This is a genomic window from Streptomyces sp. NPDC093598, assembly GCF_044764825.1.
Classification (GTDB): Bacteria; Actinomycetota; Actinomycetes; order Streptomycetales; family Streptomycetaceae; genus Streptomyces.
Map to the genome: position 1 here is coordinate 108,701 of NZ_JBIWIV010000007.1, position 26,371 is coordinate 135,071.

Genomic DNA, 26,371 nt, shown 5'->3' on the forward strand with positions numbered 1-26,371 from the left:
TTTCGGGCATTTTTCGGCTCGCGACGACTCCGGGGCCGGTGACCGCGTCACGCGGCGTCGAGCCCGCATTCGGCCCAGATGACCTTGCCCTCCGGCAGGTAGCGCGTGCCCCAGCTCTGCGAGAGCTGCGCGACGAGGAACAGACCGCGGCCGCCCTCGTCCGTACTCGCCGCCCGGCGCAGGTGCGGGGCGGTGTTGCTGGCGTCGGAGACCTCGCAGATCAGGGTCCGGTCGTAGAGCAGCCGCACCCGGATGGGCCCGGCGCCGTGCCGGATGGCGTTGGTGATCAGCTCGCTCAGGATCAGCTCCGCGGCGAACGCGGTCTCGTCGAGCCCCCAGTCGGACAGCCTCCGCATGGCGGACGCCCGGACCTCCCCGACGAGGGCCGGGTCGGCGGACAGTTCCCAGGCGGCGATCCGGCCGGGGTCCAGGGCGTGGACACGGGCGACGAGCAGGGCGATGTCATCGTGCGGGTGCGCGGGTGCGACGGTGTCCAGGACCACCTGGCAGGTCTCCTCGGGGGCGCGCTCAGGGTGGGCCAGGGCCTCGCGCAGCTGCTCCAGGACCACGTCGACGTCGCGGTGCCGGTCCTCGATGAGCCCGTCGGTGTACAGGACCAGCTGACTGCCCTCGGGGAGGTCGACCTCGACGGCGTCGAAGGGCAGGCCTCCGAGGCCGAGCGGGGGCCCGGCGGGGAGGTCGGGGTAGGTCACGCTGCCGTCGGGACGGACGAGCGCGGGCGGCGGGTGGCCGGCGCGGGCCATCAGGCACCGCTGCGTTGTCGGGTCGTAGACGGCGTAGAGGCAGGTCGCGCCGATGACGCCGGCGCCCTTGCCGTCCGGGTCCTCCCGGTCGAGGCGGCCCACGAGGTTGTCCAGGTGGGTGAGGACCTCCTCGGGCGGGAAGTCGAGTTCGGCGAAGCTGCGCGCGGCGGTGCGGAGGCGGCCCATGGTGGCCGCGGAGAGCATGCCGTGGCCGACGACGTCGCCGACGAGGAGTCCGACGCGGGCGCCGGAGAGGGGGATGACGTCGTACCAGTCGCCGCCCACGTCGGATTCGGCGGGCAGGTAGCGGTGGGCGACCTCGACGGTGTCCTGGTCGGGCAGGCCGTGCGGGAGGAGCCGGCGCTGGAGGGCCAGGACCATGGTGCGTTCGTGGGTGTAGCGCCGGGCGTTGTCGATGGACAGGGCGGCGCGGGAGGCGAACTCCTGGGCCAGGGAGCGGTCGTCGTCCCCGAAGGAGCCGCCGGCTCGGTAGAAGCTGGCGATGCCCAGGACGACACCGCGGGCGAGCAGGGGGACCGCGATGAGGGAGTGGACGTGGGCCAGCAGGCGCGCGGTGTGCTCGGGGTCCTGGGCGAGCCAGCCCGCGGCGGCTTTCAGGTCCGGTTCCAGCACGGCGTCGCCGCTGCTGAGGCAGCGCAGCTGGGGCGTGGTCGGGCCGAAGTCGACGCGCTTGCCGGGCGGCGTGAAGGGCAGGCCGTCACGGATGCCGTGCACGACCGTGCGGCGCAGGTCGGCGAAGGGGTCGACGGACTCCTCGCCGCGCAGCACGGCGTCGGGCAGGTCGATGGTGACGAAGTCGGCCAGTCCGGGGACCGCGGTCTCGGCCAGTTCCTCGGCGGTGCGGCGCACGTCCAGGGTGGTGCCGATGCGGGTGCTCGCCTCGGACAGCAGCTCCAGGCGCCGGCGCGCGGCGAGGGCGTAGGCCCCGACGTGCGGCTCCCCCAGCATCACCAGCCCCCGCGCCGGGAACGCCGCCCCTTCGGAGTGATCACCCGCCGGACCCTGGCCTCCGTCGGCAGCCAGGGCCTCACCGGGCTCGGCAGCCCTCCCGGGGCTACCGGCCGCGGTGGGCCCGGCAGGGCTCGGGCCGCCTGCCGACCCGGCGGAACCCCTGCCACCGTCCGCCGAGACGGCCGCACCGGGCTCAGCGGGCGTGCCAGGCCTGGCGGTCGCACCACCGGGCTCGTCCGCCCTGTGCGGACTGCCGGCCGCAGTGGGCCCGGCAGGGCTCCGGCCGCCGGCCGACCCGGCGGAACCCCCGCCACCGTCCGCCGAGACCGCCGCGCCGGGCTCAGTGGGCGGGACCGGGGCAGCGGCGGTCCCCCTGTGGCCACCGGCCGTGGGGAGCGCGCCGGGCCCGGCTGTCCCGCCCGGCCCCGTGGTCGCGGGGGACGGGGCCGTGCCGCCGTCTCCGTCGGCCGTGATGACCGGGCCGGGGGCCGCGGCGGAGAGCCCGGACGGCAAGGTGATCGCCGGGCGCGCGGTGGAGAGCGGGACGGCGGCGGCGGTGAGGCCCGACAGCGTCGACAGCTCGTCCGGCTGGTGCGGTATGACGAGGGGCCCCGCCGCGGAACCGGGCAGCACGGCCTCGATGGCGATGCCCCGCACACCGGAGCTGCTCGTCACCGGGCGGCTCACGAGTGTCACCCGCCGGCCGTCGGGCAGGGTCACCTCGACGGCGCCCCGCTGCCCGCCGGAGATCAGCTCGGCGGCCTTCTCCTTCAGGATCGCCTGGTCACGGGGACGGAACTCGTTCGCCAGCGCGTCCATCGCCACGCCGCGATGCGGACCGGCGGTCTCGGCCCCGGTGGCCAGGTACGTCCGCAGCAGGGCGCGCTCGTGCGCGGAGCTCTGTCCCAGCAGCCGCCGCTCGATGCCCTCGGCCGCGCGGCGGATGGCGACACCCAGCGCGGGCCGCTCCAAGCCGCGCGGATAGCCGAGACACAGGACGCCCTCGATGCGTCCGCTGAGCGGGTCACGGACGGGCAGCGCGACGCAGGCGTTCTGCTGGGAGCGCTCCGCGAAGTGCTCGGCGCCGTAGACGCGGATGAGCTGCCGCTCCGCCAGGGCCAGCCCGATGCCGTTGGTGCCGGCGACCTGCTCGGCGAACACGAACCCCGGCACGACCTGGATGGCCGGCAGGCTCCTGGCCATCGACGGGTCCCCGAAGCGGCGCAGCAGCACCGTCCCGTTCGCGTCGGCGACCGAGATGTTGACCTGGCTGCCGGCGAACGTGGCCTGCAGCCGGTCGAGCACCGGCGCCGCCGCCCGGACGATACGGCCGCCCGGGTCGAAGTCGTCCCGGTAGGGCAGGTCGAGCGTGTCCGGCGACAGCCCCAGGGACCGGCAGCGCTGCCACGAGTTCAGGATGGACGTCCGCACGCCCGCCGTGACCGGCTCGCCCTGGAGGAACAGCTCACGAAGACTGGCGGGCCCCGTGCCGTCCGTCGCACGCCCCGCCGGCTTGGGTTCCTCGCCGGACCGAACCACGCTTCGCCTCACTTGCGCCCGCGACAATCCGCTGCTCGGAAGAGAGTCTGGCATTGATGAGGATACGGGCATAACGGTCAGGCGTCACGGCACACCAGGGCCACACGGGACCGGTGACCGGCGGGGCGGGGGTGGGCGGAGGGCGCTCACCCCAGGAAACTCAGGCGCACCTTCCGTTCCGGGTTGTCCTTGTTGGTGTCCACCAGGCACACGGACTGCCAGGTGCCGAGCTCCAGCCGGCCGCCCAGCACCGGCAGGGTCGCGTGGGGCGGGACGAGGGCGGGCAGGACGTGGTCGCGGCCGTGGCCGGGGCTGCCGTGCCGGTGCTGCCAGCGGTCGTCGGCGGGCAGCAGGGTGTGCAGAGCGGCCAGGAGGTCGTCGTCGCTGCCGGCGCCGGTCTCCAGGACGGCGATGCCGGCCGTCGCGTGCGGGACGAAGACATTGAGGAGGCCGTCGCGGCCGGCCGCCGCCTCGCGCAGGAACGACTCGCAGTCACCGGTGATGTCGAGGACCCTCTCCGCGGCACCGGTGCTGACGTTCAGAACTCGGGTGGTGAAGACATCTGACATGCCCCCATCCTGACGCACGCGCCGGGCTTCCCCGAGCCACGCCGGGCCGGGTGGCGAGGGGATCCCCACCGCCGACGGGGGGCTCGTGTCGCGAAGGGCGCCTCACGGGAAGATCCACGACCCCGCCCCAGTTAGTAGAAGTGTGAACAACACACGCGAGGTCGAGGTAGTCGTCACAGGCGCGGGTCAGGCCGGTCTGGCCGGCGCCTATCACCTGCGGCGATCCGGTTTCGAGCCGGATCGCGACTTCGTCGTGCTGGACCACTCCCCCGGCCCCGGTGGAGCCTGGCAGTTCCGGTGGCCGTCGCTGACGTACGGCAAGGTGCACGGGATGCACGCCCTGCCGGGGATGGAGCTCAGGGACGCGGACCCGGCGCGGCCGTCCGCCCAGGTGATCAGCGAGTACTTCGACCGCTACGAGCGGACCTTCGACCTGCGCGTCAGGCGCCCGGTGGACGTACGGGCCGTGCGCGAGGGGCCCGGCGGGCGGCTGCTCGTGGAGACCTCGGACGGCGTGTGGTCGGCGCGGGCGCTGATCAACGCGACCGGCACCTGGGACCGGCCGTTCTGGCCGCGCTACCCGGGCCAGGAGACGTTCACGGGGCGGCAGGTGCACACCGCGCAGTACCCCGGGCCCGAGGAGTTCGCCGGGCAGCGGGTCGTGGTGGTGGGCGGTGGCGCCTCGGGCACCCAGCATCTGCTGGAGATCGCGTCGTACGCGGCGGCCACCACCTGGGTGACGCGGCGCCCGCCCGTCTTCCGTGAGGGGCCCTTCGACGAGGGCGCGGGCCGCGCGGCGGTCGCGCTCGTCGAGGAACGGGTACGGCGGGGACTGCCGCCCCGCAGTGTCGTCTCGGTCACCGGGCTGCCGCTCAACGACGCGATCCGGCAGGGCATCGAGGACGGTGTGCTCGACCGGCAGCCGATGTTCGACCGCATCACGCCCACGGGGGTGGACTGGAAGGACGGGCGGCACGTCGACGCCGACGTCATCCTCTGGGCCACCGGCTTCCGTGCCGCCCTCGACCACCTCACCCCGCTGCGGCTGCGCTCCCCCGGCGGTGGCATCCGCATGGAAGGCACGCACGCGGCCGCCGACCCCCGCGTTCACCTGGTCGGATACGGCCCGTCGGCCAGCACCATCGGAGCCAACCGGGCCGGCCGCGCGGCCGTACGGGACATCAGGCGGCTGCTGGAGCGGGAACCGGCCGCGGCATGACCCGGGCCGGGGCCCACCGAGCTGTCAACCTGCCGCCCGCGCCCCGCTCTTCTTGCTCTGCGCGTTGAACTCCGCGACATTGCGCTGGTGTTCCTGGTAGTTCGCCGTGAAGCGGGTGTCGCCCGGGCGGACCGTGACGAAGTACAGCCAGTCACCCGGGGGCGGGTTGACGGCAGCGCGCATCGCCTCCTCGCCGGGGTTGGCGATGGGCGTGGGCGGCAGGCCCATGCGCTGGTACGAGTTGTAGGGGCTGTCGATCCGCGTGTCGCTCTCCGTCGTACGGACGGTGGAGCGGCCCAGGGCGTAGTTGATGGTGGAGTCCATCTGCAGCGGCATGCCGCGTTCGAGGCGGTTGAAGACGACCCGCGCCACCTTGCCCATGTCGGCCCTGGTGGCCGCCTCCGCCTGGACGATGCTGGCGATGGTGACGGCCTGATAGACGTTCATGGCGTTGCGCTGCGCCCCGGCGGTGACGGGCGCGCCGTTGAACCTGTCGTTCGCGGTGTCGACCATCAGGGCGAGGAGCTTGTCCGGCGTGACCTTCTCCTGGAGCGGATAGGTGGCCGGGAAGAGATAGCCCTCGGGGTTGCCCTCGGCGTCGTTCGGCAGCTTCAGGGCGGCCTTTTCCAGGGACTTCCTCGTGCTGCCCGCGGGCAGGGCGAGGGCCTTGTCGACGGCCGCGTAGACCTGGCTCGCGCGCCAGCCCTCCGGGATGACCAGGGTCGTGGGCCGGCCTTTCTCCTCGGTCTCCAGGATCAGCAGCGGCACCGCCACCGCGGTACCGACCACGACGGCTCCGGTCGCGACGAGGGCGATACGGCCCCGGCGCGTCAGTCGAATCGTGCTCCGTGGCGGAGTGTTCTTCTGCATGCGGGCACGGTAACCCGCATACCGTCACAAACCCGGCATATTTTCATCTTGTCGGTTCCAGTTGGGCGTCCCGGCGTACGAGCGCCGCGTACCGGCCGCCCTCCTCCAGAAGCTCCTCGTGCGTACCGCGTTCGACCGCGCGGCCGGAGTCGAGGACCACGATCTGGTCGGCGCCGCGCACGGTGGAGAGCCGGTGGGCGATGGTGAGCGTGGTGCGGTTGGCCGACAGGGCGTCGATGGCGTCTTGGACGGCCGCCTCGGTCCGGGTGTCCAGCGCGCTGGTGGCCTCGTCGAGGATGAGGACCGGCGGGTCGCGCAGGATGGTGCGGGCGATGGCCAGGCGCTGCTTCTCACCGCCGGAGAAGCGGTGGCCGCGCTCGCCCACGACGGTGTCGTAGCCGTCGGGCAGGGCCGCGATGTGGTCGTGGATCTGCGCCGCCCTCGCCGCCTGGTGGAGTTCCTCGTCGGTGGCGTCGGGCTTGGCGAAGCGCAGGTTGTCGGCGACCGAGGCGTGGAAGAGGTACGTCTCCTGCGAGACGACGCCGACCGCGCGGGCCAGGGTGTCGAAGTCGAGGTCGCGGACGTCGACCCCGTCCAGGGTGACGCGACCGCCGGTCACGTCGTAGAGCCGGGGCACCAGGTAGCCGAGGGTGGACTTGCCGGCGCCGGTGGGGCCGACGATCGCGAGGCTGCCTCCGGCCGGGACGGTGAGGTCGATGCCGTCGAGGACCGGGCCGCCCTTGCCGTCGTAGCCGAAGGAGACGTTCTCGAAGCGGACCTCGCCCCTGATCCGGTCGAGGCTCACCGGGTCCGGGCGCTCGGTGATGTCGACCGGCAGGTCGAGGTACTCGAAGATGCGCTGGAAGAGGGCGAGGGACGTCTGGATCTGCACGCCGGTCGACAGCAGGCTCACGGCCGGGCGGAACAGGCCCTGCTGGAGCGAGACGAAGGCGACGATCGTGCCGATGGAGACCGCGGGCCCGCCCAGCTGGAGAGCCATGCCGGCGGTCCAGTAGATGACGGCGGGCAGGGCGGCCATGACGATCGTGATGACGGCCATGCGCCACCGGCCGGCCATGTTCGACCGCACCTCCAGGTCGACGAGGTCCTCGGACTCGTCGGAGAAGGACTTCGTCAGCGAGTCCGAGCGGCCCATGGTGCGGCCGAGCAGGATGCCACTCACCGAGAGCGACTCGGTGACGGTGGCGGCCATGGCGGCCATCTGCTTCTGGCGCTGGGTGGTGATCTTCCGGCGTTCGTTGCCGACGCGGCGGCTGATCCACACGAACACCGGCAGCAACAGCAGCGAGACGACCGTCAGGCGCCAGTCGAGGGCGATCATCGCGACGATCGTGGCGACGACGCTGGTGGCGTTGGAGACCAGGGAGGTCGCGGTGGAGGTGACGGTGGCCTGCATGCCGCCGATGTCGTTGGCGATGCGGGACTGCACCTCGCCCGTACGCGTGCGCGTGAAGAAGGCGAGGGACATGCGCTGGAGCCGGCCGTAGACGGCGGTGCGCAGGTCGTGCATGACGCGCTGGCCGACCGTCGTGGAGATCAGGGTCTGGAGAACCCCGAAGACGCTGGTGAGGACGGCGCTGAGGATCATGCCGAGGGCGAGCAGGCTGAGCAGGCCCGTACGCCCCTCGGGGATCGCGACGTCGAGGATCTCCTTCAGCAGGAAGGGCGTGGCGACCGAGACCAGCGAGGCGGCACCGACCAGCAGGCCGACGATCGCGAGACGGCCCCGGTAGGGGCGGAAGAGGCCGAGGATGCGGCGGACCTGCCGGGGCTGCTCCTTCGAGTCGGCCGGCGGGGTCCAGGGGGCTTCACGGTCGGGATGCATGGGCTCCTACGCGGGATGCGGCGGATCGGATCACAGCCCATTGTTACCTATACTCACAATGAACTGCATCCTGATATTGTTCCCGCATGACCACGCCCGACCCCGACGGCCTGCTCGCCGAGCAGTTGCTGCGGCTCACCCGCCGGGTGCACCGCATCCAGAAGCGCCATCTGGAGCAGCGCGACCTCGGCATCACCCCGGCCCAGTCCCGGCTGCTGCGCACGCTCGCGCACTGGGGCTCGCCACCGCGCATGGCGGACCTGGCCGAGCGCCTGGAGGTGGTGCCGCGGGCCGTGACGACGCTGGTCGACGGCCTGGAGGCGAGCGGCAAGGTGCGCCGGGTCCCGGACCCGGCGAACCGGCGGGTGATCCGCATCGAGCTCACGGACGACGGCCGGGGCGCGCTGCGCGAGCTGCGGGCGGCGCGCAGGTCGGCGGCGGAGGAGATCCTCGCGCCGCTGACGGGGGATCAGCGCGAGGCGCTCGGGGGGCTGCTGAACACGCTGATCGACGGGGCGCCGGTGCAGTCCTGCTGACCGGCCGGGGTACGGAATCGGGCCGCGGCCGCCGCTCGTCCTGCCCAAGCGGTGGCCGCGGCCCGTTCGGTCGCTCTCAACCGGCCTCGGGGACAGGCTCCTCGAGTTCCTTGGACTTCTGGGCCGGGATGCCCGGGACCGGCGCTTCGGTGCCGATCTCGCCGTCGGTGCCCCTTTCACCCTCGTCCGGGTCGAAGGTGTCCTCCCCGTCGAGTGTCCTCTTCGCCCGGGCGGTGTCCAGCGCCCCCTCCCAGCGGGACACCGCGAAGACGGCGACGCAGTTGCCGAGCAGGTTCGTGACGACGCGCATCGAGTCCATGATGCGGTCCACGCCGAGCAGCAGCGCGACGGCTCCGGCGGGGATCGCCCCCAGGGACGAGGCGGTCGCGGACAGGGCGAGGAACGCCGAACCGGGAATGCCCGCCATGCCCTTGCTGGTCAGCATCAGCACCAGGACGACGGTGACCTGCTGACCGAGGCTCAGGTCCACGCCCACCGCCTGGGCGATGAACAGTGTGCCGATGGACAGGTAGAGCGAGGCGCCGTCGAGGTTGAAGGAGTAGCCGGTGGGGAGGACCAGGCCCACGGCGTCGTCGCGGGCGCCGGCCCGGCGCAGCTTCTGCATCACGCGCGGCATGACCGACTCGGTGGACGCGGTGCCGAGCGCGAGCAGCATCTCCTCGCGGATGTAGCGCAGGAACTTCCACAGGCTGAGCCCGGTGACGGCCTTCAGAGCGACGGCGAGCAGCGCGACGAACAGTGCCGCGGCCACGTAGCAGAGCACGATGAGCTTGGCGTACGTCCGTATGACGCCCAGGCCGTAGTTGCCGACCAGGTGGGCCATCGCGCCGAACACCGCGAGCGGGGCCAGCCGCATGATGAAGCCGACGACCGCGAAGATGATCTCCTGGGCCTGCTCGATCGCGGGCAGGATCTTCGGCACCTTGGTGTGCCCGAGGTGCAGCAGGGCAGCGCCCACCAGGCAGGCCAGGATGAGGACTTGCAGCAGCTCGTTCTCGGCGAAGGCGCCGACGAAGCTCTGCGGCAGCGCGTTCAGGACGAACTCGGTCGTCGTGGGCAGATGACCGCCGCCCGTCGTCTCGTCCACCGCCGCGGTGTTCAGCGAGGACGGGTCGACGTTCATGCCCTTGCCCGGGCCGACGACGTTGGCCGCCACGAGACCGATGACCAGGGCGGCGGTGGAGGCGATCTCGAACCAGATGAGGGCCTTGACCCCGATCCGGCCGAAGGCCTTCAGGTCACCGGCCTTGGCGATGCCGACGACGACCACGCAGAACACCAGCGGCGAGATCACCGTCTTGATGAGCCGGGTGAAACCGTCGCCGAGCGGCTGGAGAGCCGTGGCCGTGTCCGGCCACAGCTTCCCGACGACGATTCCGAGGACGAGCGCACAGGAAACCTGCGCGAAGAGCGAGGTGCGTAGAGTGCGTGCGACGCGTCGCGGCAGGGACGGTACAGACGGCGGCACGTAGCCTCCTAGGGGGACGGCGCGCACAGAAGCCGGAGGAGACTTCTGTGATGCGGAAGGAAGATTCCGCTTCCGACACACTGAAGGCCGTCTCGATCACGCACAAGACCGCAACGTTTCAGCCAAGTAAAAACGTCATAAGTGGCCTACGTCGCACACACCCCCTCGCTCACCTCAGCATCGGCTGATGTCCTCCGTGAGCACCCCTTGCACGGCGGTCAGCGTGCGGTCGTAGCAGCCGCGCGAGCCGTGCAGCCGGTAGCGCTCGCTCGTGGTGCCGACCGCGTGGCGCCGGTCGCGCGGCACGTTCGCCGTGTACGTCGCGTCGCCCGTGTAGGTGTGGTCGAGCCGTGACCACGGGATGCGCCGCCCGTGATGCGTCCCGGCGACCGTGGCGCGGTCGCCCAGGGTCAGCACCGTTCGCAGCCGGTCGCCCGCGCCGAGGGTGGTCGTACCGTCCATCGTGTAGATGCGGTGGGTGCGCGTGGCGCGGCCGTCGACGGTCACCGACTCGTCGTCGGTCCACGTGGCTTCGAGCGCGTCAGTCGTCTCGCCCTCGGTCCAGCGGTGCGTGGAGGCGTGGGCGAGCGAGCGGCTGACCGTGGTCCTGACGCGGCCGTGCGACGTGTCGAGGTAGCCGCCGACCGTCAGCCGGTGGGCGCCCTCGGTGTGGACCGCATGCTCCGAACCGGGCGTGTACGCCGATGAGTCGGTGAGGTCGCCCTCCCTGTGCACCGTGAGCTTCCCGGTGACCCGCTCGCGCTGCTCGTCCTGCCAGACGAGGACGTTCACGGGCGTGCTCCAGCCGGTCTGCCCCTCGGGCACGCCGACGACCGAGACCTCGACGCGGTGCGGGCGGCCGTCGTTGAGGATCCCGGCGAAGGGGGTGAGGTCGTAGGTGATCGGCTTGATGTCGAAGGCGCGCGGGCCCGGGATCACGTACCAGAGGAACGGGTTGGACCAGCCCCCGGTCCACACCGTCGGGAACGGGGCCGCGATGCCCGCGAGCCGGCCGTCCACGCTGATCTGCACCTCCCGGTAGGGGCCTTGGCCGGCCTTGCAGGAGTACGGCGCCGGATCGGGCACCGTCAGGTACCAGTACTCCTCGCAGCCGCCGCCGGACCCGGTCGCGTACACCTCGGCGAGGACGCGCTCACTGTTGCGCGGCGTGGTGAGGGCCGAGTCGCCGTCGAGGGTGAGGACCCGGTCGGGGCTCTTCCCGTCGGGGCGGCCCCGGTAGAACGTCAGCGTGACCTTGACGTCGAGGACGCCCGTGTAGGTGTCGTCGACGACGTTCCCGATGAGCATCTCGACGTCCCGGCGCGTGCGGAAGGTGTCGCTGTAGCGCGTGACGTCCTTCTCCACGGACCACTCGATGCCGTCCGGCGAGGGCTGCGGCGTCGACGTCCGGAAGATCTCGACCCCGCCGACGTGGATGTAGCCGAGCCGGTCGTACTGGCGCCCCTTGACGTTGCCGTCGAGCCGCAGCACCACCTTGCTCCAGCGGTCGCCGCAGCCGTCGGGCGGGGTGTATGTGCCGCGGTACGGGGTGAAGTCACGGAACCGCGCTTGGGCGACGGTGACTTCACAGGACTTTCCGGCAGGCCTTTCGACGGGCGGGGCGGCCGTGACCGGGTCGTGCCAGTCGGTGCCGAACTCGGCGGGGACGCCGGCCGCCCGGGCCGGGACGTCCGCCGCCCCGGCGGGTCCGGTGCCGAGGAGGGTGCCCGCCAGGAGGGTCGCTCCGGCAAGCATGGACATGACGATACGTCTCTTCATGGGCGGTGTTCTACGGGGCCCCGGCCGCCTCCGCAATGAGCACCTGCCCGCCGGGACAGCCCTGTTCCCGCCCCGGTCGGCCGGTTCCCGTCGGTGGGCGGAAAACCTGTTGCCCCGGACCGCGCGGCGAGGCGAACCTGTCACGGTTTGCTGCCTTCGGCCGGACCTCATCCCCCCTGACACGAGCCACTGGGACGTCATGCAGATTCAAGACCTTCCGTACCCCGACCCGGGCGTGCCGGACGCGCGTTCGGGCCCCCGATTCCTGTGGTGGCTCTTCCGGAATCAGCTGGGCGGTCAGCTCAAGTCGCTGGCCTGGGGGCTGCTGCACTTCGCCTCCGTCGCCGCGCTGCCGTTCTGTGTCGGGGTCGCCGTGCAGGCCGTCGTCGACCGCTCCGGCTCACGGCTCGCCCTGGCGGGCGGCCTGCTGGCGCTGGCCTGCGTCGGCAACGCCGTGGGCGACACCTTCCTGCACCGCACCGCGATCACCAACTGGATCACGGCGGCCGCCCGGGTCCAGCAACTCCTCGCCCGCAAGGCGGCCCATCTGGGCTCGGCGCTGACCCGACGCGTCGCGGCCGGTGAAGTGGTGGCGGTTTCGACGGGTGACGTCGAGAAGATCGGCTGGTTCGTCGAGGCCCTGTCCCGCTTCACCGCGGCCCTGGTCACCATCGTGCTGGTCTGCGTCGGCCTGCTCGTCTACCAGCCGGCGCTCGGCGTGGTCGTCGCCGTGGGGCTGCCCGCGCTGGCGCTCGCGGTGCTGCCGCTGCTGCCCCGCGCCACCCGGCGCGCCGACACCCAGCGCGAGAAGGCCGGACGCGCCACCGAACTCGCCTCGGACACCGTCGCCGGCCTGCGCGTGCTGCGCGGCATCGGCGGCGAGGAGCTGTTCCTCGACCGCTACCGCAGCGCCTCCCAGGAGGTCCGCCACGCGGCCGTGCGCAGCGCCCGGATGTGGTCCCTGATCTCGGCGATCCAGGTCCTGCTGCCGGGGCTGCTGCTCATCGCCGTCGTCTGGTACGGCGTGCGGCTGGCACGCGAGGGCCGGATCACCGTGGGCGAACTGGTCACCGTCTACAGCTCGGTCATGGTTCTCACCTATCCGCTGCGGCACTTCGAGGAGATCGCCATGGCGTACTCCTTCTCCCGGCCCTCCGCCAAGCGGGCCGCGGGAGTGCTGTCGCTTCAGCGGCCCACGGACACCGCCGGGTCGCGCGCCGCCGGCGTCCCCTCCGGCGACCTGTACGACCCGGAGACCGGCCTGCTCGCGCCGGCCGGGCGGCTCACCGCCGTGGTGTGCGGCGACCCGGACGCGGCGGGCCTGCTGGCGGAACGGCTGGGCGGACACCCGTCCCAGGAGGGCACCTCGGCGCTGCTGGGCGGTGTGCCGCTCGACGAACTCCCGCTGGACAGCGCCCGTACGGCCGTCCTCGTCCAGGACAAGGACCCCGTCCTGTTGTCCGGCACGCTGCGCGACCTGCTCGACGTACCCGCGTCGGGCGACGTCCAGCCGCAGGCGGCGCTGGCGGCCGCGCAGTGCGACGACGTCCTGGCGGCGCTGGTGCAGGGCTCGCTGGACGCCGCCGACCCCATGGACGCGCGGATCACCGAACGCGGCCGGTCCCTGTCCGGCGGTCAGCGCCAGCGGCTCGCGCTGGCCCGGTCGCTGGTGACGGACCCGGAGGCGCTCGTCCTGGACGAGCCGACCTCGGCCGTCGACTCGCACACCGAGGCACGGATCGCGCAAGGCGTGCGGGAGTTGCGCGCCGGGCGCACGACCGTGGTGTTCACCTCCTCCCCGCTGCTGCTGGACCGCGCCGACCGGGTCGTGTTCCTGCACGACGGCGAGACCGTGGCGGTGGGCACCCACCGCGAGCTGGTGCAGAGCGAACCCCGCTACCGGGCGGTCGTCACACGCGAGACGGACGACGAGGCCGCACTGGACGGCTCCGTCGCCCTGAAGGACGTACTGCAGGAACTGGAAGAGATCGAGGAGAAGGCATGATCGGCGTCGCGCCACCGGCGTACGACCCGGCGGCCCCGACCACGGCGAGCACCCTGCCGGTCGGCGCCCCCGAGACCGTCCGCGCCTACGTGGCCGAACTGCTGCGCCGGCACCGGCGGGCGTTCCTGCTGCTGGTCGCCGTCAACACGGCCGCCGTGATCGCCTCGATGGCCGGTCCCTGGCTGCTGGGCGGGCTGGTGGAGCGGGTGTCCGACGGGGCGCGGGACCTGCGGCTGGAGCTCACGGCCGGGCTCTTCGTGGCGGCGCTGGCCGTCCAGGCCGTGTTCGTCCGTCAGGTGCGGCTGCGCGGCGCGATGCTGGGCGAGCGGATGCTGGCCGACCTGCGCGAGGACTTCCTCGTCCGGTCGGTCGGGCTGCCGCCGGGAGTGCTGGAGCGGGCCGGGACCGGCGACCTGCTGTCCCGGATCACGACCGACATCGACCGGCTGGGCAACGCGATGCGTGAGGCCGTGCCGCAGCTGTCGATCGGCGTGGTGTGGGTGGTCCTGCTGATGGGCGGGCTGGTGATCACCGCGCCGCCGCTGGCGCTCGCCGTGCTGCTCGCCCTGCCGCTGCTGATCGTCGGCTGCCGCTGGTACTTCCGGCGGGCGCCCTCGGCCTACCGTTCCGAGGCCGCCGGGTACGCCGCCGTGGCCGCCGCCCTGGCCGAGACCGTGGACGCCGGGCGCACCGTCGAGGCCCACCGCCTGGGCGAGCGCCGCGTCGCCCTGTCGGAGCGCCGGATCCGGGAGTGGACGGCCTGGGAGCGGTACACGCTCTGGCTGCGGTCGGTGCTCTTCCCGGTCATCAACGTCACCCACGTGACCGTGCTCGCCTCGGTCCTGATGATCGGCGGTGTGTTCGCCCTGCACGGGTGGATCGACGTCGGCCAGCTGACGACCGGCGCGCTGATCGCCCAGATGCTGGTCGACCCGGTGGGCATGATCCTGCGCTGGTACGACGAGCTGCAGGTGGCCCAGGTGTCGCTGGCCCGGCTCGTCGGGGTCCGGGACATCGAGCCGGACGCCGGTGATCCGTCGGTGGCTCCCGAGGGACGTCATGTGCACGCCGACCGCGTGCACTTCGGCTACCTGGAGGGCGTGGACGTCCTGCGCAAGGTGTCCCTGGAGGTCTCCCCCGGCACCCGGCTGGCCCTGGTCGGCCCCTCGGGCGCGGGCAAGTCCACGCTGGGGCGGCTGCTCGCCGGGATCTACGCGCCCCGGGACGGCCGGATCACGCTGGGCAGCGCCGAGCTGTCCCGGATGCCCGCCGAGCGTGTCCGCTCCCACGTGGCCCTGGTCAACCAGGAGCACCACGTCTTCGTGGGCTCCCTGCGCGACAACCTCCGGCTCGCGCGGACCGGTGCCGTCGACGCCGAGCTGTGGGCGGCGCTGGGCGCGGTCGACGCGGACGGCTGGGCCCGGGCGCTCGAGGACGGCCTGGACACCGAGGTCGGCTCGGGCGGTCTGGCGCTCACCCCGGCGCAGGCCCAGCAGATCGCGCTGGCCCGCCTGGTGCTGGCGGACCCGCACACGCTGGTCCTGGACGAGGCGACGTCGCTGCTCGACCCGCGCGCCGCCCGCCACCTGGAACGGTCCCTGGCCCGGGTCCTCGACGGCCGCACCGTCGTCGCCATCGCGCACCGGCTGCACACCGCCCATGACGCGGACGTCATCGCCGTCGTCGAGAACGGCCGCATCAGCGAGCTGGGCAGCCACGAGGAGCTGGTCGCGGCGGACGGGGCGTATGCGGCGCTGTGGAGGTCGTGGCACGGCTGAGTCGTGACCCGAGCGACGGGATGAGCGGGGCGGGGCGCTCGCCCCGAGGGGCCACCGGGCCCTTGGCGTTGCGCGGGCCCGAGCCGGGGGGAAGGCACCTTGGCGTTGCGCGGTCCCGAGCCGGGGTGGAAGGCTGGAATCAGGCACCGGCTCGGGGAACGCCCGGGGACCAGCGGTTCGGGCGGCGCCAGTGCCCCGTGCGACGGCGGCCCGGCGCGGGCTCCGTGAGAGCGGGCCCGTTCCCATCCCCTGGAGGTACCCGTGAACAGCTCCGACGGCTGGGGAGACGACGTCTACCAGCCGGACCAGGATGAGCAGAGGGAGGACACGGGGCTGCTCGACGCCGAGGACACCCTGGAGTACGACGGCGTCGACGATCCCCTGGACCGGGGCTGGTCCCCTCCCGAGCGGCCCTGGGCCGTCGAGCACCTGGGCGTGACGGCGGCCGAGCGGCTGCGGGGCGAGACGCTGGACCAGCGGCTCGCCGAGGAGCTGCCGGATGCCGTCGCCCCGGACGGTGACGGCCTCGGGGACTTGCAGGGCACCGACGGGGAACTCCTGGACAACGAGGTCGGCGCCGCACGTTCCGGCCGGCTCGTGGCACCCGACGAGGGCGCCCACGAGGACGAGGAGGAGGCACTGGTCGCCATGGACGTGGGCATCGACGGCGCCGCCGCTTCGGCCGAGGAGGCCGCCGTGCACATCGTCGACGAGGACACCCTGTCCGGCTGATCGCGGAACCGGCCCGAGCCGGCCCGAGCCGTCCGAGGAGCATTCATGCAGCAGGACCAGCACCCCGACTACCACCCCGTCGTCTTCCGCGACCGCGCCGCCGGCTACGCGTTCCTCACCCGGTCCACCGCGACCAGCGACCGGACCATCGAGTGGGACGACGGCGAGACCTACCCGGTCGTGGACGTGGAGATCTCCTCGGAGAGCCACCCCTTCTACACGGGCAAGGCGCGCACGGTGGACTCCGAGGGCCGGGTGGCCGCGTTCGAGCGGCGCTACGGCGGCGGCTGAGGCACGGGGCGGTGCCGCGCTCAGATGACGTTGAGCGCCGCCGCGCAGCCCACCCCGCCGAGCAGCATGAACACCGGCATCAGCACCTTGAGCTCGACCCAGCTGCCGGCCCGGAAGCGCATGACCTTCGGCGGTCCGATCGGGTACCAGCGCTTGCGGCCGACGGGGATGGGCCACAGGATCGGGCAGCCGGAGACGGTCAGCGCGTCCCCGATGTCGTGCACGATCGCACCCAGCACGACCGGCAGCCCCAGCCACAGGTACTCCTGGCCCGGGGCCGTGAACAGCCAGTCCGCGCCGTTGCCCGGCTTGTCCAGCACGCCCGCGAGGATCCACGCGGTGGTCGCGGCCAGCAGCCACACCAGGACCTCGCTGCTGGAGCCGCGCGTCGCCCGCCACAGCAGGCCCTCGATGGCCAGGACCATGTGCACGAAGAGGATCGCGAGCACGCCCCAGCGGTCGCTGGTGATCGCCACGGCCGAGGTGCCCGCACCGATCAGCACCGCCCACAGCCAGGTGTGCGTGAGGGTGCGGTGCCCGCCGGAGCGGCGGGGGTCGCCCTGCTTCTTGGTGGCCTTGTACACGGCGTACGACAGCTTGTCGACGATCTCGCACAGCCAGCGCGACACCGGTCCGAAGGACCGGGAGATGGTGGCCGCTTTGTGGTCGAGGTCCGGGGCGAGTGCGGCTCCGGCGCAGATCAGGGCGCCGACGAGGAGGACCGGCCAGGGCATCGGGTGCCCGGCCGCCGCGGCGGCCGCACCGACGCCGAGCCAGGCGGCGGCTCCCGACAGTGAGTGTGCTGGTCCCATCATGGCCGCTTGCCCGCCCCATTCGTCGTATGCCGCTGTCCAGTTGACCGGGCGTGCTGACGTCCCGTCGGCGCCCCAGCGTAGCGTTCGTGATCTTCGGGCCCGCAGCCGATTCCCGCATCGGGCATCGGGCCAGGCAAGATGGGGGGCGTGACCCTCATCGATCAGCTGCCGCGGACCCCCGACCCCGACGCCTTGTACGAAGCCTTCGAGTCGTGGGCCGGCGAGCGGGGTCTCACGCTCTACCCCCACCAGGAGGAGGCGCTGATCGAGGTGGTCTCCGGCGCGAACGTGATCGTGTCGACGCCCACCGGCTCCGGCAAGAGCATGATCGCGGCGGGCGCGCACTTCGCGGCCCTCGCCCGGGACGAGGTCACCTTCTACACCGCCCCGATCAAGGCACTGGTGTCGGAGAAGTTCTTCGAACTGTGCAAGATCTTCGGCACCGAGAACGTCGGCATGCTGACCGGCGACGCGTCCGTCAACGCCGACGCCCCGGTGATCTGCTGCACCGCCGAGGTGCTGGCGTCGATCGCGCTGCGCGACGGCAAGGACGCGGACGTCGGCCAGGTCGTGATGGACGAGTTCCACTTCTACGCGGAGGGCGACCGCGGCTGGGCCTGGCAGATCCCGATCCTGGAACTGCCGCAGGCGCAGTTCGTGCTGATGTCGGCGACGCTCGGCGACGTCTCCTTCTTCGAAAAGGACCTCACCCGCCGCACGAACCGCCCCACCGCGGTGGTCCGCTCGGCGACCCGGCCGGTCCCGCTGTCCTACGAATACCGCTACACCCCGCTCACCGAGACGCTCACCGACCTGCTGTCGGCCCGGCAGGCACCCGTCTACATCGTGCACTTCACGCAGGCGCAGGCCGTGGAACGGGCGCAGGCGCTGATGAGCATCAACATGTGCTCGAAGGAGGAGAAGGAGCAGATCGCCGAGCTGATCGGCAACTTCCGCTTCACCACCAAGTTCGGCCGCAACCTCTCCCGTTACGTCCGGCACGGCATCGGCGTGCACCACGCCGGCATGCTGCCCAAGTACCGCCGCCTGGTGGAGAAGCTCGCGCAGGCCGGTCTGCTGAAGGTCATCTGCGGCACCGACACGCTCGGCGTGGGAGTCAACGTCCCCATCCGCACGGTGTTGTTCACGGCCCTCACCAAGTACGACGGCACCCGCGTCCGCACCCTGCGGGCCCGGGAGTTCCACCAGATCGCGGGCCGGGCCGGGCGGGCCGGGTACGACACGGAGGGCTTCGTCGTCGCGCAGGCGCCCGAGCACGTCGTGGAGAACGAGAAGGCCCTCGCCAAGGCGGGTGACGACCCGAAGAAGCGCCGCAAGGTCGTCCGCAAGAAGGCTCCGGAGGGCTTCGTCGCCTGGTCGGAGCAGACCTTCGACAAGCTCATCGGGTCCGAGCCGGAGCCGCTGACGTCCCGGTTCCGGGTGACGCACACGATGCTGCTGTCGGTGATCGCCCGCCCCGGCAACGCCTTCCAGGCGATGCGGCGGCTGCTGGAGGACAACCACGAGCCACGCAAGCAGCAGTTGCGGCACATCCGCCGCGCCATCGCGATCTACCGTTCGCTGCTGGACGGCGGCATCGTGGAGAAGCTCGACCGGCCGGACGCCGAGGGCCGCATCGTCCGCCTCACGGTCGACCTCCAGCAGGACTTCGCGCTGAACCAGCCGCTGTCCACGTTCGCGCTCGCCGCGTTCGAGCTGCTCGACCCCGAGTCGCCGTCGTACGCGCTCGACATGGTGTCCGTCGTGGAGTCGACGCTCGACGACCCGCGGCAGATCCTCGCCGCCCAGCAGAACAAGGCGCGCGGCGAGGCCGTCGCCGCGATGAAGGCCGACGGCGTGGAGTACGAGGAGCGCATGGAGCGCCTCCAGGACATCACGTACCCCAAGCCCCTGGAGGAGCTGCTCTTCCACGCGTACGACACGTACCGCAAGAGCCACCCCTGGGTCGGCGACCACCCGCTGTCGCCCAAGTCCGTCATCCGTGACATGTACGAACGGGCGTTGACCTTCACCGAGTTGGTGTCCCACTACGAGCTGGCCCGCACCGAGGGCATCGTGCTGCGCTATCTCGCCAGCGCCTTCAAGGCCCTCGACCACACCGTCCCGGACGACCTCAAGTCCGAGGACCTCCAGGACCTGATCGCCTGGCTGGGCGAGATGGTGCGCCAGGTCGACTCCAGCCTGCTGGACGAGTGGGAGCAGCTGGCCAACCCGGCGGAGATGACCGCCGAGGAGGCCCAGGAGAAGGCCGACGAGGTCAAGCCGGTCACCGCCAACGCGCGCGCCTTCCGTGTCCTGGTCCGCAACGCCATGTTCCGCCGCGTGGAACTGGCCGCGCTCGACCAGGTCGGCGAGCTGGGCGAGATGGACGGGGAGTCGGGCTGGGACGCCGACGCGTGGGGCGAGGCGATGGACAAGTACTGGGACGAGTACGAGGATCTCGGCACCGGCCCCGACGCCCGCGGCCCCAAGCTGCTGCTCATCGAGGAGGAGCCGGAGCACGCCCTGTGGCGGGTCCGGCAGATCTTCCACGACCCGAACGGCGACCACGACTGGGGCATCAGCGCGGAGGTCGACCTCACGGCCTCGGACGCGGAGGGCCGCGCGGTCGTCCGCGTCACCGATGTCGGCCAGCTGTGACGGGCCGGGCAGCAGCGAGCACAGGAGAATCCCACTGATGACGACGAACCCGGCCGAGAGGCTCGTCGACCTGCTCGACCTGGAGCAGATCGAGGTCAACATCTTCCGCGGCCGCAGCCCGCAGGAGTCCCTGCAGCGGGTCTTCGGCGGTCAGGTGGCGGGGCAGGCGCTGGTCGCCGCGGGCCGCACCACGGAGGGCGACCGCCCGGTGCACTCGCTGCACGCGTACTTCCTGCGCCCGGGCCGGCCGGGCGTGCCGATCGTCTACCAGGTCGAGCACGTGCGCGACGGGCGGTCGTTCACCACCCGCCGGGTCACGGCCGTGCAGCAGGGCCGCACGATCTTCAATCTCACCGCCTCCTTCCACAAGCCGGAGGAGGGCAGCTTCGAGCACCAGCTGCCGCCGGCCCGCAAGGTCCCGGACCCGGAGTCCCTGCCCACGGTCACGGACGAGATCCGGGAGCACCTGGGCACGCTGCCCGAGCAGCTGGAGCGGATGGCCCGCCGCCAGCCCTTCGACATCCGCTACGTGGACCGCCTGCGCTGGACCGCCACGGAGGTCGAGGACGCCGAGCCGCGCAGCGCGGTGTGGATGCGCGCGGTCGGACCGCTCGGCGACGACCCGCTCGTGCACACCTGCGCCCTCACCTACGCCAGCGACATGACGCTCCTGGACGCCGTCCGCATCCCCGTCGAGCCGCTGTGGGGCCCGCGCGGCTTCGACATGGCGTCGCTGGACCACGCCATGTGGTTCCACCGCCCGTTCCGCGCGGACGACTGGCTCCTCTACGACCAGGAGTCGCCGATCGCGGTGGGCGGCCGTGGTCTGGCCCGGGGCCGGATCTACGACCGGGAGGGCCGGCTGGTCGTGTCCGTGGTGCAGGAGGGGCTCTTCCGGAAGCTCGGCTGACCTGGCTCTTCGCCGATCGGGGCCCCGCTCGGCGGGGTTCCGATCGCGCCCCTGACCGGATCCGGCGACGATGGCAGGAGCAGGCACTGCCGGCGTACCCGCCCGCCGATCCGGGAGGTGGCCACGCTGCACACCGTGCTCCCCGTCGTGTTCGCGATCTGCGCGGCCTTCAGCAACGCCGTCGCGACTGTGCTGCAACGCAAGGCGGCGCTCACCGTGCCCGCGTCCCAAGGGTTGCGGGCCGGGCTGATCGTCGACCTGCTGCACCGGCCCGTGTGGCTGGCCGGCATCCTCGCGGTGATCGGCGCCGCCGTCTGCCAGGCACTGGCGCTGGCCACCGGGCCGCTGACGATCGTGCAGCCGCTGTTCGTGCTGGAGCTGCCGCTCACCCTCATCGTCGCCTCCCTGCTGATGCACCGGCATCTGCCCGGTAGGGGCTGGCTGGCCGTGACGGTGGTGGTGGCCGGTCTGGCGGTCGCGCTCGCCGCGGCCTCCCCCGCGGGCAACCGCACCCATGTGGCGCTGGACCGCTGGATTCCCGCACTCGCCGTGTGCGCCGGGGCTGTCGTCGCACTGGCTCTCGCGGCCCTCCGGCGCCCGGAGGGCCGGGCCCGGGCCGCCTGCCTGGGTGCCGCGACGGCGATCAGCTATGCGGTGACCGCGGCGCTGATGAAGGCCGCCACCCACATCCTCGATGAGCAGGGCCTCGTGGGTTTCCTCACCGCCTGGCAGACCTACGCCTTCGCCGCCACCGGCGTGTGCGCGCTGTTCCTGCTGGAGAACGCCATGCAGGCCGGCCCGCTGGTCGCCTCCCAGCCCGCGCTCACCCTCGGCGACGCCCTCGTGAGCCTCGCCCTCGGTATCACCCTCTACGAGGAGACCATCCGCTCCGGGTGGTGGCTGCTGCCCCAGCTGTTCGGCGTCGCGCTGATCGCCGCGGGGGTGCTCGCGCTGGCCCGGATTCCGTTCACGCAGTCGCTGGTGGCCCCGGGCGAGGAGCGCGAGACCGCGGCGGCACCCTGAGCGGAGGAGGTCCACGACGGGGCGCCTCAGCGAGCGGGTGGCGATCGTCACCGGAGGGGCCGAGGGCATCGGAAGCGCGGTGGCTCGTGCCCTGGCGGCCGAGGACGCCTCCGGGGTGATCGCCGGCGATCACGGCTGACGGCTGCCCCGCCGAAGGACCCGCCCCGCCCGGATCACCCGTCCGGCTGGCACCGCGGGCACCACACCGTGCCCCGCCCGGCCATACGGGACCTGCGCAAGCCGCTGCCGCACCGCGGGCATCTCGGGTCCCGGTCGTCCCGGTGGCCGGTGAGCCAGGAGTCACGCGGCGGCACGCAGCCGGCGGCGACGGACGAGCGCAGGGTGCGGCGCATCTCGCCGTACAGGCGACGGTAGTCCTCCTGGGTGAGATCCCGCGCCCCGCGGTCGGGGCGCAGCCGGGCCCGCCACAGGATCTCGTCGGCGAGCAGATTGCCGAGGCCGGCGAGGACGGACTGGTCGGTGAGGGCCGTCTTGAGATGCCCGCGGCGCGACGAGAGCGCCTCCTCGAACCCCGCACGGTCCACCGCCAGCGCATCGGGTCCCTGCCGCTTCAGCAGCCGGTCGACGTCGGACTCGTCGTGGGCCAGCCAGAGCCCCTGGAGTTTGCGCTGGTCCCGGAAGCGCAGCTGGCGGCCGCCGCCCAGGGTGAACAGGACCCGGTCATACGCCTCGACGGGATCATCGGCGTGCCCGCAGACCAGCCGTCCCGTCATACCGAAGTGCAGCACGAGGACGGGGCCGCCGGTGCGGGCGAGCAGCCACTTGCCGCGCCGCTCCGGTGTGCCGAACCGCCGCCCCTCCAGCGCGTCCCGCAGCCGCCGGCCGTCGACGCCGTGCAGGACGCCCGCGTCCCGCACGTCGACGCGCCGGATGACACGTCCCTTCGCGCAGGACTCGAGCACCTCCCGGAAGCCCTCCACGTCGGGGAGCTCGGGCATGACCGGCGCGTCAGGTTTCCTGGAGGACGGACAGCACGTTCCCCGCCGGGTCGGTGAACCACGCGATCAGCGGGCCGCCACCGCGGAAGATGCCCTTGTCGTCCGTCTTGAGGTGGTCGTAGCGCTCAAAGCGCACGCCTCTCCTGCCCAGCTCGTCGACCGCGGCCTCGATGTCGTCGACCGGGAAGTTGAGGATGGTGAACGACGCCGGTGTGTGGTCCGGCTTGGGGTAGACCAGGGTGTCCCGATCACCCGCGATGTGCAGGATCAGCATCCCGTTCTCCTCCGACACCCGGAGCCCGAGCGTGTCACCGTAGAACGCCCTGGCCGCGTCGATGTCGTTGACCGAGAACCCGCTGAACGCCTTCGTCGTACCGAACATGATCGCCTCCTGGACACAGTCTTCTCAGAGATGGGACCCGGGCGCATCCGCAAACTCATCGGTCAGCGGCCCCGCCGACGGTGACTCGGTGTCGCCGAGGTCGGTCGTCGGCCTCTGCGGAGAAGCCGGCTCAGCAGGCCGTGGGGAGGGGCGGGGCTCGGGGGCGCGGGCCACTCCGGCGCCGGAGCCGGGGGTGCCGCCGGCGGCTGCGGTCCTGACGCCGGTGTGGCGGGAAGGGCCTCGGCCACGGGGAGGTGCCTTCGGGCCGTCTCCACCGAGTGGGCCAGGTCGGCACGGAACCAGGCCACTTCGTCCGGTTCGCTCGCGGTCATCAGTGTCTCGGCCAGCTCGGCGGCGGGTGAACCGGGGGCGCCGTGCGCCGGGAGCCGGGGGCGGCAGCGGTCCAGGTGGGCTCGCTCGAGGGGATCCAGGACGACGTCCGCCACGTCGGCAGGGTCCAGGAGGCAGGCGACGGCTGCCGCGCGTGCCCACGGGTCGTCGCCCGCCTGCCGTGTCAGGAATCCGACGTGACGCCCCCGCCAGTTGCGGGGCCGCCGGTCCATCTTGGACTTCAGGCCTTCCCGGATCTCAACGGGCGTGCGGCGTGCGGTCAGCAGCCCGGCGTTGCCCTCCTCGGCCGCGAACTGCCGTAGTTCCTCGGCCGGATACAGCCAGACGACCGTCCGGTACCGGTTCAGGCAGAACGTCACCGGGACCAGCAGGCCGAAGCGCGCGAGGCTCGTGAACCTGGAGGGCGTCACCTTCATGAGCTGCGCGCCTTCTGTGGTGCCGACGGTCGCGACGCGCTCGCGCAGGACGTCCGGAAAGCCGTCCCCGGAGCGCAGCCGGTCGATCTCGCCCCGGGGCACGCGCCGGCCTCCGCCTCCTTCGTCGGGGACGGTCCGAATGAGCCCCAGGTTCACCGCGAGGTCGAACTCGCGCCGCTTCAGGTCCAGTTCGCGGGCGGCCCGGCTCGGGGCGCAGGTGAGTCGGTCGGGTGTCGTGCCGGTGCGTGCCATGGTCGGTCTCCCCCGTTGAGTCGGCGGCTCACGCCCTGTGCGGTCGCCGTGCACACACCGTAGCCGTTGCGGCGGATCTCGCGGCGGGCCTGTGGATAACTCCGCGGGGGATGATGAACGTGCAGGTCAGAGGTCTGTGATCGGTTTTGGTTCCGGCTGGCGGGCATCCACGTCGAGGTGCTCGCCCACCCGGTTGACCAACAGTGTCATCTCGTAGGCGATCTGGCCGATGTCGGCCTCCGCGCCGCTGAGGACGCACAGACAGCTGCCCGTTCCGGCGGCGGTGACGAAGAGTACCGCGTCGTCGAACTCGATCATCGTCTGGCGTACGCTGCCCGCGCCGAAGTGCCGTCCGGAGCCCTTGGCCAGGCTGTGCAGCCCGGACGACACGGCAGCGAGGTGCTCCGCGTCCTCGCGGCGCAGTCCGGTGCTCGCGCCGGTCACCAGGCCGTCGTTGGACAGGACCAGTGCGTGCCGCACTTCGTGGACGCGCTCGGTCAGGTCGTCCAGCAGCCAGTCGAGTCCCTGGTTCTGCGCCATGGTCCGTTCTCCCCGTTTTCTCCCCGTGCGATTCTCCTCCTGGCCGGAGGATCTCCACGCCAGCCTTCCCCACGACCGCTGTCGGGGCAAGGAGGATGGGAGCCATGGCAGAGAAGATGTCCGACGCGCAATGGCGCGAGTTCGTTTCCCACGGCACCCGCACCGCGAAGCTCTCCACGGTCCGGGCAGACGGCGGCCCGCACGTGGCTCCGATCTGGTTCCTGCTGGACGGGGACGAGGTGGTGTTCAACACCGGCAAGGACAGCGTGAAGGGGCGCAATATCGTCCGGGACGGCCGGGTCGCCCTGTGCGTGGACGACGACCGGCCGCCCTACTCCTTCGTGGTGCTGCGGGGCCGGGCCCGCGTCTCGGAGGACCTCGACGAGATACGGCACTGGGCCACCCGGATCGGTGCCCGGTACATGGGCGAGGAACGCGCCGAGGAGTTCGGCGCGCGCAACGGCGTCCCCGGTGAACTCCTCATCCGGGTCACCGTCGACAGGGTGCTGGCGGAGCGGGACGTCGCGAACTGACCAGGGGGCGCCCCTGTGCCGCAGGTCAGCCGACCGAGTCGAGCAGCCGGGCGGTGTGCATCCGCCCGGCGTACTCGACGAGCCGGATCAGCACCTCCTTTCCCGAGTCGCGGTCACGGGCGTCGCACAGCACCACGGGTGTGCCCCGGTCGAGGTCGAGGGCGCGCGAGACGTCCGGGGCGCCGTGCCGCCGGGCGCCCGCGAAGCAGTTGACGGCCACGACGAACGGGATGCGCCGGTGCTCGAAGAAGTCGACCGCGGGAAAGCAGTCCTCCAGGCGGCGGGTGTCCGCGAGGACCACCGCACCGAGCGCCCCTTGCGACAACTCGTCCCACAGGAACCAGAACCGGTCCTGGCCCGGCGTGCCGAACAGGTACAGGGAGAGGCCGGACCGGATGGTGATGCGTCCGAAGTCCATGGCGACGGTCGTCGTGGTCTTGTGGTCCACGCCGCCGGTGTCGTCCACCGACTGTCCCGCTTCGCTGAGCAGTTCCTCGGTGCGCAGTGGCCGGATCTCGCTGACGGCGCCCACCAGGGTGGTCTTGCCCACGCCGAATCCGCCGGCGACCAGAATCTTCAACGCCAGTGGGGCGGTCTCGCCGCCCTGGGCGTCGGAGTGCTCGGAGACCATTGATCACTTCTCTCAGGAGTGCCGGGTGTCGTGCGTGCGTGGGGGTGTGGGTGAAGTGGGTGCAATCGACGCGCGGGGGCTACAGCGCCCTCAGTCCCTCGATCACCTCGCGCAGGATGCGTTCGTCGGGCAGCTGCGCCGGGGGTACGGGACGGCTGACGGTGACGCAGCCGAGTTCCAGCAGGTCGCCGAGGAGGACCCTGACCACGCCGACGGGCAGGTCGGCGCCGGCGGCGAGTTCGGCGACCGACTGGGTCTCCGTGCGGCACAGGTCGAGGAGGTTGCGGTGTTCCGGCCCGAGCGGGGCGTCCTCGACGCCGGGTGCGCCCGGGTCCAGGGTGACCAGGGCGATCAGGTCGAACCGGACGCCGGTGGGGCCGGGCCGGGTGCGTCCGCCCGTCATGGCGTAGGGGCGGACGAGTGGGCCGGCCTCGTTGTCGTACCACTGGCTGCCTTGTTCGAGCGGGGTGCCCGTCATGTCCTCGGTCATCTGCTTGGACCGTTCTCCC

The 26,371-nt window shown here is 72.2% G+C and carries 23 protein-coding genes; 10 read left to right on the forward strand and 13 right to left on the reverse strand.

What is annotated here, in order from left to right:
• Positions 1–47 precede the first annotated feature (47 nt).
• A complete protein-coding gene (locus ACIRDU_RS22070) occupies positions 48–3,275 on the reverse strand; it encodes a SpoIIE family protein phosphatase (protein WP_403581900.1) in 3,228 nt (1,075 codons plus the stop codon).
• Positions 3,276–3,421: 146 nt separating this feature from the next.
• Complete coding sequence (locus ACIRDU_RS22075) at positions 3,422–3,844, reverse strand: YjbQ family protein (RefSeq protein WP_234749552.1); 423 nt, start codon at positions 3,842–3,844, stop codon at positions 3,422–3,424.
• 142 nt (positions 3,845–3,986) lie between these two features.
• Here ACIRDU_RS22075 and ACIRDU_RS22080 point away from each other — a divergent pair, with 142 nt between their 5' ends.
• Entirely contained in the window at positions 3,987–5,063 is a 1,077-nt protein-coding gene (locus ACIRDU_RS22080; RefSeq protein WP_403581902.1) for an NAD(P)-binding domain-containing protein, read from the forward strand.
• 24 nt (positions 5,064–5,087) lie between these two features.
• Here ACIRDU_RS22080 and mltG read toward each other — a convergent pair whose 3' ends face one another.
• Together mltG and ACIRDU_RS22090 are read right to left on the reverse strand one after the other, a co-directional pair.
• Positions 5,088–5,933 (reverse strand): endolytic transglycosylase MltG, encoded by an 846-nt coding sequence (gene mltG, locus ACIRDU_RS22085; protein WP_403581903.1) that lies wholly within the window; start codon positions 5,931–5,933, stop codon positions 5,088–5,090.
• 43 nt (positions 5,934–5,976) lie between these two features.
• Positions 5,977–7,779 (reverse strand): ABC transporter ATP-binding protein, encoded by a 1,803-nt coding sequence (locus ACIRDU_RS22090; protein WP_403581905.1) that lies wholly within the window; start codon positions 7,777–7,779, stop codon positions 5,977–5,979.
• An 86-nt stretch (positions 7,780–7,865) separates the two neighbouring features.
• Here ACIRDU_RS22090 and ACIRDU_RS22095 point away from each other — a divergent pair, with 86 nt between their 5' ends.
• A complete protein-coding gene (locus ACIRDU_RS22095; protein WP_403581906.1) occupies positions 7,866–8,315 on the forward strand; it encodes a MarR family winged helix-turn-helix transcriptional regulator in 450 nt (149 codons plus the stop codon).
• A 76-nt stretch (positions 8,316–8,391) separates the two neighbouring features.
• Here the strand turns inward: ACIRDU_RS22095 and ACIRDU_RS22100 are convergent, their stop codons facing one another.
• Both ACIRDU_RS22100 and ACIRDU_RS22105 read right to left on the reverse strand, forming a co-directional pair.
• Positions 8,392–9,804, reverse strand: coding sequence for a cation:dicarboxylate symporter family transporter (locus ACIRDU_RS22100; protein WP_403581908.1), 1,413 nt, complete (start codon positions 9,802–9,804; stop codon positions 8,392–8,394).
• A 174-nt stretch (positions 9,805–9,978) separates the two neighbouring features.
• A complete protein-coding gene (locus tag ACIRDU_RS22105) occupies positions 9,979–11,583 on the reverse strand; it encodes a peptide-N4-asparagine amidase (protein WP_403581910.1) in 1,605 nt (534 codons plus the stop codon).
• Positions 11,584–11,782: 199 nt separating this feature from the next.
• Between ACIRDU_RS22105 and ACIRDU_RS22110 the strand changes: the two genes are divergently transcribed.
• The 4 genes from ACIRDU_RS22110 to ACIRDU_RS22125 all read left to right on the forward strand — a co-directional run bounded on the left by ACIRDU_RS22110 (position 11,783) and on the right by ACIRDU_RS22125 (position 16,389).
• Positions 11,783–13,588 (forward strand): ABC transporter transmembrane domain-containing protein, encoded by a 1,806-nt coding sequence (locus ACIRDU_RS22110; RefSeq protein WP_403581912.1) that lies wholly within the window; start codon positions 11,783–11,785, stop codon positions 13,586–13,588.
• Complete coding sequence (locus ACIRDU_RS22115; RefSeq protein WP_403581913.1) at positions 13,585–15,366, forward strand: ABC transporter ATP-binding protein; 1,782 nt, start codon at positions 13,585–13,587, stop codon at positions 15,364–15,366. The genes ACIRDU_RS22110 and ACIRDU_RS22115 overlap by 4 nt, the downstream gene beginning before the upstream one ends.
• A 261-nt stretch (positions 15,367–15,627) precedes the next feature.
• Positions 15,628–16,098, forward strand: a complete 471-nt coding sequence (locus tag ACIRDU_RS22120) for a DUF5709 domain-containing protein (protein WP_403581914.1) — start codon at positions 15,628–15,630, stop codon at positions 16,096–16,098.
• Positions 16,099–16,143: 45 nt separating this feature from the next.
• Positions 16,144–16,389: a type B 50S ribosomal protein L31 gene (locus ACIRDU_RS22125; RefSeq protein WP_403581916.1), complete on the forward strand. Its 246-nt coding sequence runs from the start codon at positions 16,144–16,146 to the stop codon at positions 16,387–16,389.
• A 20-nt stretch (positions 16,390–16,409) separates the two neighbouring features.
• Here ACIRDU_RS22125 and ACIRDU_RS22130 read toward each other — a convergent pair whose 3' ends face one another.
• On the reverse strand, positions 16,410–17,204 hold the full coding sequence (locus ACIRDU_RS22130) for a metal-dependent hydrolase (protein ID WP_403581918.1): 795 nt from the start codon (positions 17,202–17,204) through the stop codon (positions 16,410–16,412).
• Between the two features lie 147 nt (positions 17,205–17,351).
• On the opposite strand from ACIRDU_RS22130, the gene ACIRDU_RS22135 reads away from it, so the two are divergent.
• The 3 genes from ACIRDU_RS22135 (at position 17,352) to ACIRDU_RS22145 (ending at position 21,798) form a co-directional block, all read left to right on the forward strand.
• A complete protein-coding gene (locus tag ACIRDU_RS22135; RefSeq protein WP_403581920.1) occupies positions 17,352–19,865 on the forward strand; it encodes a DEAD/DEAH box helicase in 2,514 nt (837 codons plus the stop codon).
• A 37-nt stretch (positions 19,866–19,902) separates the two neighbouring features.
• Entirely contained in the window at positions 19,903–20,775 is an 873-nt protein-coding gene (locus tag ACIRDU_RS22140; protein WP_403581921.1) for an acyl-CoA thioesterase, read from the forward strand.
• A 126-nt stretch (positions 20,776–20,901) separates the two neighbouring features.
• The gene (locus tag ACIRDU_RS22145) at positions 20,902–21,798 is read left to right on the forward strand and encodes a DMT family transporter (RefSeq protein ID WP_403582218.1); all 897 of its coding nucleotides are present in this window, start codon (positions 20,902–20,904) and stop codon (positions 21,796–21,798) included.
• Between the two features lie 173 nt (positions 21,799–21,971).
• On the opposite strand, the gene ACIRDU_RS22150 is transcribed toward ACIRDU_RS22145, so the two are convergent.
• The 4 genes from ACIRDU_RS22150 to ACIRDU_RS22165 form a co-directional block, all read right to left on the reverse strand.
• Positions 21,972–22,757, reverse strand: a complete 786-nt coding sequence (locus ACIRDU_RS22150; protein WP_403581923.1) for an Fpg/Nei family DNA glycosylase — start codon at positions 22,755–22,757, stop codon at positions 21,972–21,974.
• 10 nt (positions 22,758–22,767) lie between these two features.
• The gene (locus ACIRDU_RS22155; RefSeq protein ID WP_403581925.1) at positions 22,768–23,139 is read right to left on the reverse strand and encodes a VOC family protein; all 372 of its coding nucleotides are present in this window, start codon (positions 23,137–23,139) and stop codon (positions 22,768–22,770) included.
• A gap of 62 nt (positions 23,140–23,201) precedes the next feature.
• Positions 23,202–24,158: a DUF6397 family protein gene (locus ACIRDU_RS22160; protein WP_403581926.1), complete on the reverse strand. Its 957-nt coding sequence runs from the start codon at positions 24,156–24,158 to the stop codon at positions 23,202–23,204.
• 126 nt (positions 24,159–24,284) lie between these two features.
• On the reverse strand, positions 24,285–24,698 hold the full coding sequence (locus ACIRDU_RS22165; protein ID WP_031107031.1) for a roadblock/LC7 domain-containing protein: 414 nt from the start codon (positions 24,696–24,698) through the stop codon (positions 24,285–24,287).
• A 104-nt stretch (positions 24,699–24,802) separates the two neighbouring features.
• Here ACIRDU_RS22165 and ACIRDU_RS22170 point away from each other — a divergent pair, with 104 nt between their 5' ends.
• Positions 24,803–25,231, forward strand: coding sequence for a PPOX class F420-dependent oxidoreductase (locus ACIRDU_RS22170; RefSeq protein WP_403581928.1), 429 nt, complete (start codon positions 24,803–24,805; stop codon positions 25,229–25,231).
• A 25-nt stretch (positions 25,232–25,256) separates the two neighbouring features.
• Here ACIRDU_RS22170 and ACIRDU_RS22175 read toward each other — a convergent pair whose 3' ends face one another.
• On the reverse strand, positions 25,257–25,862 hold the full coding sequence (locus tag ACIRDU_RS22175; protein ID WP_403581930.1) for a GTP-binding protein: 606 nt from the start codon (positions 25,860–25,862) through the stop codon (positions 25,257–25,259).
• Positions 25,863–25,941: 79 nt separating this feature from the next.
• Positions 25,942–26,352 (reverse strand): DUF742 domain-containing protein, encoded by a 411-nt coding sequence (locus tag ACIRDU_RS22180; protein ID WP_403581931.1) that lies wholly within the window; start codon positions 26,350–26,352, stop codon positions 25,942–25,944.
• Between the last annotated feature and the right edge of the window lie 19 nt (positions 26,353–26,371).